Source organism: Pantoea sp. X-Soil-OKNW-556 (assembly GCF_059730695.1).
Genome location: NZ_AP035990.1, coordinates 671,909 through 684,679, shown reverse-complemented (window position 1 = coordinate 684,679; position 12,771 = coordinate 671,909). Strand labels below are relative to the sequence as shown.

The window sequence follows — 12,771 nt, the reverse complement described above, 5'->3', positions numbered from 1 at the left end:
GAGCACGGCATGAACGACTTCGACCTCAGCACCCTGCTAACGGCACCGCTGGCAAACCATCACCCTTTGACGCTACAGCAGCAGTTGTTCCAGCGTATCCGGCAGGCGATTCTGGCTGGCAAACTCCCCGCAGGCACCCGACTGCCCGCCACGCGCCAGTTGGCACTTGAACTTCAGGTTTCGCGTAATACGGTGATCGCCGTCTGGACACAGCTACAGGCAGAAGGTTTTCTGGTGAGCGATCGCCAGGGTAGCCGCGTCACGCCGGTTGCACAGCTCCCCGCCCCTGCTGCTATGGCAGAACATGACAGCGAGCCACGGCTGGCAACTCGCGTGGCCCAGTTAAATTCATCACACCGTCCGTTCAGTCAGGAAATGGCGCTGAGGCCAGGCGTGCCAGCGCTGTCGCACTTTCCACTCGCCCAGTGGCGACGCGCATTTAATCGCGTGATGCAACATCAGCCCCACCAGTTGCTGGGCTATGGCGATCCGCTTGGGGAAGGTGCATTACGTGAAGCCTTGGCCCAACATCTTGCTCTGGCACGCGGGGTACGCTGCACCCCGGAGCAAATTGTCATCACCGAAGGCGCACAACAGGCGCTGTCATTATGTGTGTTGCTCCTCAGCAATCCGGGTGACATCGGTTGGGTGGAAGAACCGGGCTATCGCGGGGCGAAAGCCGCGATGCGCACAGGAGACCTGCACATCGAGCCTATCGCTGTAGACACTCACGGGCTGGCACCGCAGCCGCAAGACTGGCAACAACGTCCACCAAGGTTGATTTACACCACACCGACCCATCAGTATCCCACTGGCGTGGTGATGAGTGCGCCACGCCGTCTGGCGTTACTGGCGGCGGCGCGGGAGCATCAGGCGTGGATTATTGAAGATGACTACGACAGTGATTTTCGTTACAGCGGCGAACCCATCGCGGCAATGCAGGGGATGGCGCAGCACGCCCCGGTGATTTACGTGGGTTCATTCAGCAAAACCCTGTTTCCTGCATTGCGTCTGGGTTTTATGGTGTTGCCGCCCCAGTTGTTACCGCGTCTGCGCCCGGCGCTGCATGAAGTGCTGCGCGGCGGTAATCGCCTGGAGCAGCAGGCGCTGGCGGCTTTTCTCCGCAATGGCGATTTCAGTCGTCATCTGAGCAAAATGCGTCGCCTGTACCGACAACGTCAGACCGCATTGCGCAACGCACTCATCCAACAATTGGGTGAAAAGGTTTCATTGCTCGGTGGGGAATGTGGCATGCATTTGGTATTACAGCTCCCACCCGCAATACAGGATATCGCGTTGGCAGACCAACTGATTCAGTCAGGTTGCGCGCCCGGCGCACTGTCAGGGTTTTATCTGGGAGAGCACAAACAACAAGGACTGGTGCTGGGATACGGTAATACCAGCACCAGTCAAATCAGCAATGCGGTGGCGCAGTTGGCGCGCCTGATTAATCGCTAACCTTTAAAGAAGATGTCACCGGATTTCGCCATCACGATTTTACCGGTGTCATTGGTGATCAGGATGTAGTTAGCGTTGATATATGCCCAATGGGTATCTTCCTGCGGTGCTGGCAGGTGACGCGGCTGCCATTCGCTAATGATGTAGGATTTACCGCGATACTCATCCGGCACCACATCGCCGACTTTATATTCTTTGTAATCAATCACGATAGTGGTGAGATCGTAGTTGTTCGGTGCGACAGGCTGTGCGGCGTTATCCTGCGGTTGCGCCGGGGTTGCCACTACCGGTGCCTGGGCCTGTGCGTCTGGCGCGGTTTGCTCAACCTGCGGCGGCGGTGGCACGTTATCAGTTTGCTCGCCTTCGGCCAGCGCGGCGGGCGTCAGGGTTAACGAGCCCAGAAAAAGTCCTGCAGAAAGAAGTACGGCGTGAGTCCTGCGCATGGTGATGTCCACTCTGGTTAATTATTCAATGTTCAATTTACTGACAATTGCGGCACGCAGAAGGTTCCCCGGTGCGCTTTGCACCGCGTCCTGCGCGTCAAATTTCGCCGGACAGCATACAACAGCCGCCACGCAATTCTGCAAGGCTTAATTGCAAGCAACCGTGTTACTGCCGCACCCAATCCCTCAATAACGCAATGCCAAGGTAATTACTCCAGTTAAACGCATTTTGCAGCACCACGATGGCATTGCCGTTGGCCTGATCAAACCCGATAAAGCTGGAGTAACCGCCAATATAGCCTACCTGCCAGGTAATGCGCTGATCGCCGTAGCTGTCGGTAACCCAGGCAATATTTTGTGACTGATTTCCGTGCTGCTGATAGCCCTGCCCGACCTGGGCAAAAGCCTGATTAATGGCCTCATCAGGCGTGGCGCTGAGATGCGCACCGAGATAGCGGATGAGATCCCGCGCGTTGCTGTACAGGCTCGCCGCGGCCACCATATTGTGACGAAATTGCCAGTCAGGTGTCAGTTGACCTCGCGGAATCAACTTTGGCTGATCGCCAGCATGGCCCAGTGCACGGTAAGGGAAATTGCGTAGATGAGAGGCAGCAAAGCTGGTGCTGGTCATGCCCAGTGGAATAAATAAATGATGTTGGGCCAGGACTTCGATGCTCTGATGAAAGTGATATTGCAGGATATAGCCAAGCAGGGCGTAACCCAGGTTGGAATATTGTGCCTGTGGATTGCCTGGTGCACGGAAATCCGCCAGATAGTCCAGCACCTCATCGCTATCTAAATTGCCGTAAAAATTCTCGCCGCTGGAGAGGTAGCGCATGAATTTGATAAACATCGACAAATCCATGTCCTGACGTGGCAGGCCTGAGGTGTGCGTCACCAGTTGTAGCAAGGTTATGCGCCTGGCATCAGCGCTGAGTGGCACAGACGTGGGCAGCAACGTCGCCAGGGTATCCGTCCAGTGCAGCTCGCCACGATTGACTAACTGGATAATCACCTCTGCGGTGATCCCTTTGCTCAGCGATCCCAGGGCAAACAAGGTATCCGGTGTGATGGGATAACGATGCACAGCATCAGTGACGCCATAGCTGTAAAACTGGGGTTCACCACGCTGATGAATAATGGCGATGCTGATGCCGGAGACCTGCTTTTGCTGCATGTAATGCCGCACCATGTCATCGACATTATCCTCGAATGACGCATGCGAAAGGTAAATATTGTCACTGACCGGGGCCGATGTCTGCGAGAGCGTGCCACAGCTACTGAGCAAAAAAACCGCCGTTGCTACCGTTAACAGACGCAAGCAACAGGTGACGATGCCATGTTGCATCACAAAACCCCGGATGTCAGAAAGGAACCACAGCTGATTTAAGTTAAATCAATAAATTAGAACAAAACAGACCGTGAAATATCCGGCGAAATATAACACAGATAGAGGGGAACACCACCCGTCAGATACAGGTGGTGGCAGGAATTATTGGTGCACCGGGATCACCGAACCTTTGTACTGCTGGTTAATAAATTCAGCAGTTTGCTTTGACTCAAGATCTTTCGCCAGTTCCAGAATACGTGGGTCGTGTGCCAGCTTCGGTGTTGTTACCAACACATTGGCATACGGGTTGTCTTTCGCCTGCTCCAGTCCCAGCGCATCCTTTGACGGTACCAGACCTGCCTGCAACGCATAGTTACCGTTAATAATCGCCAGCGTGGCATCATCCAGCGCGCGAGGCAGTTGCGGTGCTTCGATTTCAATAATTTTCAACTGATGTGGGTTATCGCTGATATCCGCAGTGGTGACCAACGAACCGGCACTGCCACTTTTCAGTTTGATTAACCCGTTAGCCTGCAACAGATACAACGCACGACTCAAATTGGTCACGTTATTGGGTACCGCTACCTGCGCCCCCTGAGGCACATCTTTCAAGGATTTGATTTTGTGCGAATAAATCCCCAATGGCTCGATATGGACCGTTGCCACCACGGCGAACTTCTCGCCCAGCGCCTTTTCCTGGTCACGCAGGTACGGCACATGTTGGAAATAGTTAGCATCAACATCCCCCCGCGCCAGCAGCTCGTTGGCATTCAGGTTGCCGTTCAGTTCAATCACCTGCAAATCGAGCTTTTTATCGGTTTGCTTGATTTGATTGAGAATTTCGCTGTGCGGTACCGGATCGGCAGCCACACGCAGTGCGGCCGCGGAAGCGTAACTGCTCGCCAGAGAAAATAAAGCCAGTGCTGCTATCACTTTTTTGTCCATGAGTTTCCCTTTTCTTATGATTTAACGGTATTGAGTGCATCGGTGTAATAACGCAGAGCCACGTCACGATGGGATCGCAAACGTCCTTTCAGGTAATTCCAGCCAACGTCACGAATCAGTGGATTTGCCGGATCGCTGGTTGGCCCGGCCGCCTCTGCCGCCAGTGATGCCGGCAATTGATAGAGCGGCACTTGTGCGTCCAGTTGCGCGCCAAGAAAAAAGGCGATGGAAATGCGTTCTTTACGTGCCGGGGGAGAAACCACACGATGCACGGTGGCACGTAAATAGCCATTGGTCGCCAGCTCCAACAATTCGCCAATATTCACCACGAAAGCACCAGGTTTCGGTAACGCATCAACCCAATTGCCCGGCGTGACCTCTACCTGCAATCCCCGCTGTTCGTCCTGCAACAAAAAGGTGAGAAAGCCGGAATCCTTATGCGCCCCGACACCCTGCTGGCTCTCATGTGCCGCCTGGCCAGGGTAGCGAATCAGCTTCACATGTTCGTTTGGATGGGTGCCGTAGAGGGCATCGAAGGCATTAGCAGGCAGAGACAGCGAGCGGGCAAATGCACGCAGCAGACGCAGCGCCACACCGGTCATCTCCTGCTGCCATGCATGGATCACCGGACGCAACTGCGGCAATGCCTCCGGCCACAGATTGGGTCCCTGCAATCGCTTCCATGCCGGATCGCCAGGTTGTAGCGTTAACGCGACACGCTCGGCACCGATATCAAACTGTTCACGCTGGTCACGTTGCTCGCGGGTATATTCCACCCCGGCACGGTTGTAACCGCGAAAATGGGGTGAATGGATCATCGACACCCGTTGTTTTTCCGCCTCTGGCAGGGCGAAGAAAGCGCGGGTGATGCTCTGCACATTTTGCAGCAGCTGCGCATTGACGCCGTGATTCACCAGGTAAAAGAAACCGACATCGCGTGCCGTTTCGCGTAACTCAGTGAGATGTTCTGCCTGCGCAGCGCCGGGTAACTCCAGCAGCCCTAAGTCCAGTACCGGCAAAGTGCCAACACTCATGATATTTGCGTCCTTAATGCAGCAAGTTCAGTGTTTACGCTGACATTGGTCGCGAATCAGAGCCAATAATGTTGCGAAATATGTTATGGGAAATGATTTTTAGGAAAGGTTCAGCAATGGATAGCTGAAAAGTGGCAATTGATGGCTGAATCCCTCCGCTTCCCGCTATAATCGCGCGTTATCGACGTCGGGCAACGTGCCCGTCAATGAGCAGCGATCGCAGGAGATACCGTATGAACCACGGCCCGTTAACCGAAAAAGAGCTGAACTGGCTTGAAGAGATGCTGGAGAAATACGGCACTGAGCACTCCGTGGTGGATGTTGCTGAACTGGATGGCATGCTGACTGCGCTGCTTTCCGGCCCCAATGATATCGAGCCAAGCGCATGGCTGGTGGCGATGTGGGGCGGCCAGAAATACATTCCGAAGTGGTCGAGCGAACGTGAAATGGATCGCTTTATGACCCTGACCTTCCAGCATATGAACGATATCGCCGAGCGCCTGAGCGAGTTCCCGGACCAGTTTGATCCGCTGTTCGGCACTCGTGAGATGGAAGGTCAGGAGTTTACCGTGGTGGAAGAGTGGTGCTTTGGCTATATGCGCGGCGTGGCACAGGATGACTGGTCAGCCCTGCCGAAAGCCCAGCAACCGGCACTCGACGCCATTGCCTTACACGGCAGCGAAGAAAATTTTGCCCAACTGGACGGCTTCACCCCGGAACAGTTTGAAGCCAGTATCGCAGCGATTCGACCGGCGGCCTTGCAGCTACATGATTACTGGCAGGAGCAGCGCCTGTCACAGCCTGAGCCAGCCCCCCAGGTGCCCTATTTTGCCGGTGAAAAGATTGGACGTAACGATCCCTGTCCGTGCGGCAGTGGCAAAAAATATAAGCAGTGCTGCATGAAATAATACCTGGCGTCGCGGCGCGATTTATCGCGCATCAGGCAAAACCATCTCATCGCGCTGGCTTCACATTGGTCACCAGCGTGGGCAATTGCCAGGGGCCACCTGCCCGGATAGCACGACACATGCCCGTGGTGGCCTCGCTGGTTTGCTGGAAGTCTTTGCCATCCCACACCCATGCGGCAGTACTCCAGCAATCACCGATGCCCCGCCCCTTCTGCGCCAGCGAAATCACGCCGTCGTGGTAGTCAGAGGCGGAATCGGTAATCAGTTCGGGTTTTTGCTGTAATCGCTTGTCCATCAACCAAAAGCCATAGCCTTCGTTGTAGGCACCGCGCCAGCACAGTGCGGAGATCAGCACATGCGTTTTATCCACGGGCGTCAGGGTGATTGGCTCAGCCCCCTCTTCTGGCTGGTCATCGGACGGTTGCAAATTATCGCAGCTGTCATCATCGGTAAGAGACTCAATCAATTGCGGTTTAACCGATGACAACTCCTGGGCAGTGAGCGCGCGCGGCTGGGCTTGCATCACTTTAACCTGCTGAATGACTGGCGCAGCAACCGCGACCAACACGCTACTTTCCGGCTTATCGCCTTTTCTGACCAGCGCCCCTGGCGTGCCGGGACGCCCCTGCGCATCATCCATTTTTAGCAAGGTCGCAAAGGCGCCATTATCCGACAGTTCAAACGGTTCTTCACCACCACGAAACTCGACCGTGCCATTGCCTTTCACTGCGCGGATCACCGCCTGTGTCTGGGCCTCCGTTAAACGCCATTCGTCGTTATCGGCTTTCTGCAACTCACCCAGTGAGTTGTCATCGATCCATAACGACAGCATCGCCACGGGTTTCGGCTCATCCTCCATTGCATCTGCCAGCACTACCTCGCCACTTACCGGGGTATTTGCCCCGGCCTGGCGTGTCAGCAGTACCGAACCACCCGCCCCCTCTTCGGTGCTGTAGCCTGCCGCCCGACAGGTCAGGGTGTTATCACACGCCAGCTCCCAGTCTTTATGGCTGAAGGAAATACCGCTGTCATCAGCCAACAGCGGCGCGGCCATGCTGGCAAACAGCGCGATCGCCAGCAGGTTTCGGGATGTCATACCATCTCTCCATAATGATAAAGGTGGATAGTGTGCGCAGTTTTTCAGGCCGGGAGAAGTGAATTTTTAGCGATATAAGATGGGTCCAATCATAGCCATGAGAACGTCTTCGAATTTCCGACTAAATCCGCAGAAAATTAAGCAACGTTGCTAATCATTGAACAAGTATCATTCAACGCAGTAGTATGTCCAAAACTGCGTACTTTTCCATAAGGACTGCAACTTAACATGGACAGCCATAACTCAAATTCCGCAACGCACCAGGCCATTCATATTCTCGAGTATTGGCACAAAATTGAATTCTTCGAATCGACAGATATTAAAGATCTTGAAGATAATGCCGATGGCGTGTTGCAAATTGAGATGGAAGCCCTGCAATCGCTGACTATCCTCCCGTGGATCAATCCTGAGCAAGTGAGGCGGGCTGGCCACCGCTACTCTCCCACTAAAAAATATCGCTATGAGCTTTTTTTCGGTATTTTTGATCGTCAGGAAATATTCCAACAAGCACAGCAATCCTTTCCGACAATCAGCGATATTGATGTTGAAAAGATTGGCGATGACGGGCGTACTTGCTCGATAAAATGTGTGGTTGATCCGCATGGCGTTATAGACAGCGATAGCTTTGAATTTTCTACCGTGACCTGGGCATTAGGACAATTAAAAAAAGGCAGCCTGGATAATCTGCGGTTTGAAAACTATGAACTGAGCACGAAAAAACTTCACGACCGCTTTAAAAGTATTATTACCGTTGCGAATAATATTAAGCAGCAACACAACTTACCTAAAGTTCTGACGACCTTTGAGATTATCGAGTTTTTGCAGGCAATGGCCGAGTGGACATCTTTCCAGCCGCAAATCCAGGTTCCTGCATTATTTATTAAATTAAGAGAAGTGAGGAATCAGCAACAACCTGGGGAAACAATCGATCCCCGACGCCTACCGGAACTGAGCCAAATAACGCAACAAGCCCTGATAACTGGCAGTCATCATGCCTTATCCGCAGCAGATCGCTCAGGTGACATCAGCATTCTGAACAGTTTTTATCTGCGTGATATTGAGCAGGCGATGACATATATCCGCCAGCATGGGCTGGATGCGGCCTCACCTCTGGGTCGCTATCTGACGGGAGATCGCCAGCGAAAAGCGGATTTGCTGTTACCGGAAGGGCGAGCGCTGCTGGTTGATCATCTCCGGTTAAATAAACTGCCTCCCGGACGCTGGTTGTCCGATGCTCAACACAATATGAGTCTGATGCAGCAATTTGCCATTAATACGCTTGCAGATGAACTGACGGAGACCGGGCTTTTTTCCGTTAATGGGCCGCCGGGCACCGGGAAAACCACTTTATTACGTGATGTGATTGCCAATAATCTGGTGAAACGCGCTGGCATGCTGGCGAATCTCCACCAGGTTGAAGATGCCTTTTCCTGTAGCATCCCGTTAAGAGTAAATAATGAAACCCGCATGATTCCCTGCCTGCGTGATGAACTTACCGGCTTCGAGATGGTGGTGGTTTCAAGTAACAATACCGCGGTAGAAAATATCTCACGCGAGTTGCCACAAATTAAAAGCCTCGGCGATGACTGGAAAGAGGTTGATTATTTAAAACCCTCAGCACGTAAAGTTGCAGCAACCTCGCGCCATCTCACTCCAGGCGAAAAGCAACAAGGCAAAACATTTGCCATTGATCCGCTGTCAGCGGAAGAAGATTGCTGGGGACTTATCGCGGTCGCGTTGGGGAAACAGAAAAATCGCGAACAATTTAAGGAGCGGGCTTTTACTCAGAGCCATAAATCCGCCATTGCCCCGGCACCAGCAGATGAATATCGCAATCTTTTCTCTGCCATCAATGGTGCCAATATAACAACCTTCGCAGAAGCGAAGCTCGCCTTTAAGCATGCCGAAAAGCACTATCAGGATATTTTGCGCGATCTTCAGTTGCTTGAAACACAAAATGATCGGCGCAACGCCCACCAGCAACAGCTGCGCAAGCGGGAAAAATTAAACCTGCGTCTTTACCAACTTCAGGCCGTCATCGCTAAACGCGCTTTACGTATTCCTGGCTGGTGGACATTACGTATTGAAAAAATTTGTCGGGAAAAAGCCATTTGTGCGGGATTACATCGTCGCCTGGTCGCCACGCAGGCAACGCTAAATCTTGAAGAACAACGGGCAAAACAGCTGCTTGCAGAACTGGAAGCCGCGCAGCAGCATTGCGACGAGCTAGAGCGGCAGTACCCGGATGTGATGTTTGCTGGCGCGGATACCGATATCGAAGCGGAACAGGTGCAGCGCAGCGCGTTTGGTCAGGGTGCAGTGTTAAATGCCGCGCGCAGCCAGCTGATGGCATCCGCACTGGACCTGCATCAGGCCTGGCTGAAAGCGTCTTACCGTAAGTGCAATTTAAAAGAGGTTTTGTTCTCGTTAAGTGATGCAATCAATGGCAGCATCACCGATCGACGAGCAAGCCTGGCGCTCTGGCAGCTGTTATTTATGATTGTGCCGGTGGTGTCATCTACCTTTGCTTCGGTCCATCGACAGTTTAAACATTTCAGCTTTGCAGAGATTGGCTGGCTATTTATTGATGAAGCAGGACAGGCTACGCCACAACAGGCTGCTGGTGCGCTGTGGCGAGCCAGACGGGCCGTGGTGGTTGGCGATCCACTGCAAATCGAGCCCGTGTTTACTATCCCGCCGGCATTTGTCGAAACCCTCGCCGAACGCGCCTTTGGTGCTGAATGGCTAGAATGGTCGCCAACCACCCAATCGGTGCAAAATCTGGCTGACCGCGTCAACCCTTATGGTACTGCGCAAATCGCGAAGAATAACTGGCTTGGCAGCCCGTTACGTGTCCATCGACGTTGCGATGAACCGATGTTTAGCATTGCGAATGCCATTGCGTATAACAACAAAATGCTGCATGGCCGCGATCAACGCTGGCCCAGGGACAGTAGCGTTTGGGGAGCCAGTCGCTGGCTGGACATTGGCGGCGAGGTTCAGGGAAAACACTATGTGCCTGCCCAGGGACAGCGGGTGCTGCAAATGGTGACATCATGGTTAGACGCTCATGACAATCTGCCGGATGTGTATGTCATTTCGCCTTTCCGCCAGGTCAAAAACCAATTGAAGTCGTTGCTCCGTACCGAACTTGGTCACGTAGAAGGGATTAAACGCTGGTTAGATGACCGGGTGGGAACGGTACATACCTTCCAGGGGAAAGAAGAGAAAAATGTGATTATCGTGCTCGGACTGGATGCCCGTACCCGGGGAGCCGCTAAATGGGCTTCCGCCAAACCTAACCTGCTTAATGTCGCGGTGACCCGCGCACAAAAACGCGTCTATATCATTGGCAGCAAAAACATTTGGGCGAGCTGTCCCGGATTTCAGGTTGCCGACGAGAAATTAGGCGCAATGGCAGCCAAAAATCCGCCAGTGTACGAAGTTACACTGCGGCCATAATCTGTTGCCTTAACCACTGATGGGCCGGATCGCGCTGCATACGTTCGTGCCACATCATTAAAATATCAAACCCCGGCACATCAAGCGGCGGCTCGATAACCTGCAATTGCGTTGAGCGGCGTACCAGCCGCTCCGGCAGCACCGCGACCATGTCGCTGCTCGCCAGCACCTCCAGCATAAAAAGAAAATGTGGCACCGATAACACCACGCGCCGCGCGCGTCCGATCCTGGCCAGCGCGCTGTCGGTAGCGGCGCTGAATCCACCACCGTCCGGCGAGACGATGAGATGTTCCAGCTGACAGAACGTATCCAGCGTCAGGCCCGGATGTAAATGCGGATGACCAATACGTCCGGCCAGCATGTAACGCTCACTAAACAATTTGCGCTGATGCAACGTCTCAGGCGCGCGATCGCCAGTATGGAAAATCAAATCAAGTTCGGCTTTCTCCAGTTGCTGCGCCACCAGCGGCGGATTAAGACCAAACACCGCCACACGGCAATCCGGTGCTGCGACCCGCAACGTCCCGATCACCGGCAGCATGATCGCCGAGGACATGTAATCGGTGGCGGCGATACGCCAGGTCAGGTTTGCCTTATCAGGTTCAAAAGCCTGCGGAGGGGCAATCGCCCGTTGCAGCGACTCCAGCGCCAGCCGTAGCGGCTCGCGCAGCGCTTCCGCCCGTGACGTCGGCAACATACCACGCGGTCCAGGCAGCAACAGCGGATCGTTAAAGATGCTGCGCAGCCGCGCCAGTTGCGCACTCACCGAGGGTTGCGACAGATTGAGGCGCTGTGCCGCTCGCGTCACATTCAGTTCGGCCAGCAGCACATCGAGTGTGAGGAGTAGATTTAAATCCAGCGCTCCGATATTCACCGTGTCTATACCTGAGATATCAGTAATTGATTTCTACTATATCCAGCCATGACGTAGCCTGCATCCACTTTGTTCTCACAGGATTACACCATGAATGTATTGATTGTCTTCGCTCACCCGGAAGCCCATTCACTGAACGGATCGTTAAAAGATTTCAGTGTACAGCAGCTAAAAAACGCCGGGCATCAGGTGCAGGTGTCAGATCTCTATGCCATGAACTGGAAAGCGCAACTGGATGCTGCGGATACGCAGGCTCCGCTGGTGGGCGAGTATTTTCACGCTTCGCTGGATTCCCGGTTCGCCTATGAACATCAGCAACAAGCGGCGGATATCACCGCAGAACAGGAAAAATTGCGCTGGGCCGATGCGGTGATTTTCCAGTTCCCACTGTGGTGGTTCTCCATGCCCGCCATCATGAAAGGCTGGTTTGACCGCGTCTATGCCTGTGGCTTCGCTTATGGCGTGGGTGAACATAACGAAAGCCGCTGGGGAGAACGCTACGGTGAAGGTAACCTGGCGGGTAAACGGGCGATGCTGGTGGTCACCACTGGCGGCTGGGAATCACATTACAGCCCGCGTGGCATCAATGGTCCCATCGACGATCTGTTGTTCCCCATCCAGCATGGCATGTTGTTCTATCCGGGCTTTAGCGTGCTGCCACCGGTGGTGTTGTATCAGGTGCAGAAAGCGGCGGACGCGCGTTTCGCCAGCTGGTGCGATACGCTGGCTACCCGACTGGATACCTTAGCGACTTGCGAACCGATTGCGTTTCGGCGGCAAAATGGTGGCGATTATGTCATCCCGGCGCTGACGCTCAGGGAGGACATTGCGCCAGGGCAAAGCGGCTTTGGCGTGCATCAGAAACGCTAATTATTCATACAACCAGCGCCCGGCCTTAGCCGATTCAATCAACATACCCAACGTGAAATCCGGCACCACCGGTACCTGGCGTTTGTTGAAAGGATTGAGGATCGCGCCCAGCGATGGTTCAGGAGGATAGTAGGCCGCGATAGAAAAGGTACCGCGCGCCACGTTGAACTCGGAGAAAAACTCCTCCATCAGCGCGGCCGCTTCATCGGCGTCAAAATTGAGATCGCTATCGATATCAATCTGCGGCGACAGCGTTTTTTGCTTAAACAGATAAACGCCATCATAACGACGGACAAGTTCATAGATGCGCTGCTCGATATCATCTGACATATCGTCTCTCTCTTGCACGAT

Annotated in this window: 11 protein-coding genes; 4 read left to right on the top strand and 7 right to left on the bottom strand. The window is 53.8% G+C overall.

The genetic code is table 11. The features are described 5' to 3' along the window. Window positions 1–9 precede the first annotated feature (9 nt). Window positions 10–1,458, top strand: coding sequence for a MocR-like pyridoxine biosynthesis transcription factor PdxR (gene pdxR / locus AC6I8T_RS03040; protein ID WP_208724736.1), 1,449 nt, complete (start codon window positions 10–12; stop codon window positions 1,456–1,458). Here pdxR and AC6I8T_RS03035 read toward each other — a convergent pair. The 4 genes from AC6I8T_RS03035 to AC6I8T_RS03020 all read right to left on the bottom strand — a co-directional run bounded on the left by AC6I8T_RS03035 (window position 1,455) and on the right by AC6I8T_RS03020 (window position 5,210). Then, window positions 1,455–1,901 (bottom strand): RcnB family protein, encoded by a 447-nt coding sequence (locus AC6I8T_RS03035; RefSeq protein WP_036627485.1) that lies wholly within the window; start codon window positions 1,899–1,901, stop codon window positions 1,455–1,457. The two genes, pdxR and AC6I8T_RS03035, sit on opposite strands and share 4 nt — an antisense overlap. Before the next feature lie 166 nt (window positions 1,902–2,067). Further along, a complete protein-coding gene (locus AC6I8T_RS03030) occupies window positions 2,068–3,249 on the bottom strand; it encodes a serine hydrolase domain-containing protein (RefSeq protein WP_208724735.1) in 1,182 nt (393 codons plus the stop codon). Between the two features lie 144 nt (window positions 3,250–3,393). Then, window positions 3,394–4,176 carry a MetQ/NlpA family ABC transporter substrate-binding protein gene (locus tag AC6I8T_RS03025; RefSeq protein ID WP_021185790.1) on the bottom strand — a complete coding sequence of 261 codons (783 nt, stop codon included), beginning with the start codon at window positions 4,174–4,176 and terminating at the stop codon, window positions 3,394–3,396. 14 nt (window positions 4,177–4,190) lie between these two features. After that, entirely contained in the window at window positions 4,191–5,210 is a 1,020-nt protein-coding gene (locus AC6I8T_RS03020) for an isopenicillin N synthase family dioxygenase (protein WP_208724734.1), read from the bottom strand. Window positions 5,211–5,443: 233 nt separating this feature from the next. Here AC6I8T_RS03020 and AC6I8T_RS03015 point away from each other — a divergent pair, with 233 nt between their 5' ends. Continuing rightward, window positions 5,444–6,118 carry a YecA/YgfB family protein gene (locus AC6I8T_RS03015; protein ID WP_497833491.1) on the top strand — a complete coding sequence of 225 codons (675 nt, stop codon included), beginning with the start codon at window positions 5,444–5,446 and terminating at the stop codon, window positions 6,116–6,118. A 46-nt stretch (window positions 6,119–6,164) separates the two neighbouring features. Here AC6I8T_RS03015 and AC6I8T_RS03010 read toward each other — a convergent pair whose 3' ends face one another. Next, entirely contained in the window at window positions 6,165–7,214 is a 1,050-nt protein-coding gene (locus AC6I8T_RS03010) for a DUF1176 domain-containing protein (RefSeq protein ID WP_208724732.1), read from the bottom strand. Window positions 7,215–7,442: 228 nt separating this feature from the next. Here AC6I8T_RS03010 and AC6I8T_RS03005 point away from each other — a divergent pair, with 228 nt between their 5' ends. After that, window positions 7,443–10,676 carry a DEAD/DEAH box helicase gene (locus tag AC6I8T_RS03005; protein ID WP_497833490.1) on the top strand — a complete coding sequence of 1,078 codons (3,234 nt, stop codon included), beginning with the start codon at window positions 7,443–7,445 and terminating at the stop codon, window positions 10,674–10,676. Here AC6I8T_RS03005 and AC6I8T_RS03000 read toward each other — a convergent pair. Next, window positions 10,660–11,550 carry a LysR family transcriptional regulator gene (locus AC6I8T_RS03000; RefSeq protein ID WP_208724730.1) on the bottom strand — a complete coding sequence of 297 codons (891 nt, stop codon included), beginning with the start codon at window positions 11,548–11,550 and terminating at the stop codon, window positions 10,660–10,662. The genes AC6I8T_RS03005 and AC6I8T_RS03000 overlap by 17 nt on opposite strands. Before the next feature lie 90 nt (window positions 11,551–11,640). Between AC6I8T_RS03000 and AC6I8T_RS02995 the strand changes: the two genes are divergently transcribed. Continuing rightward, complete coding sequence (locus tag AC6I8T_RS02995; RefSeq protein WP_208724729.1) at window positions 11,641–12,420, top strand: NAD(P)H-dependent oxidoreductase; 780 nt, start codon at window positions 11,641–11,643, stop codon at window positions 12,418–12,420. On the opposite strand, the gene AC6I8T_RS02990 is transcribed toward AC6I8T_RS02995, so the two are convergent. Further along, window positions 12,421–12,750: a DUF1493 family protein gene (locus AC6I8T_RS02990; RefSeq protein ID WP_497833489.1), complete on the bottom strand. Its 330-nt coding sequence runs from the start codon at window positions 12,748–12,750 to the stop codon at window positions 12,421–12,423. Between the last annotated feature and the right edge of the window lie 21 nt (window positions 12,751–12,771).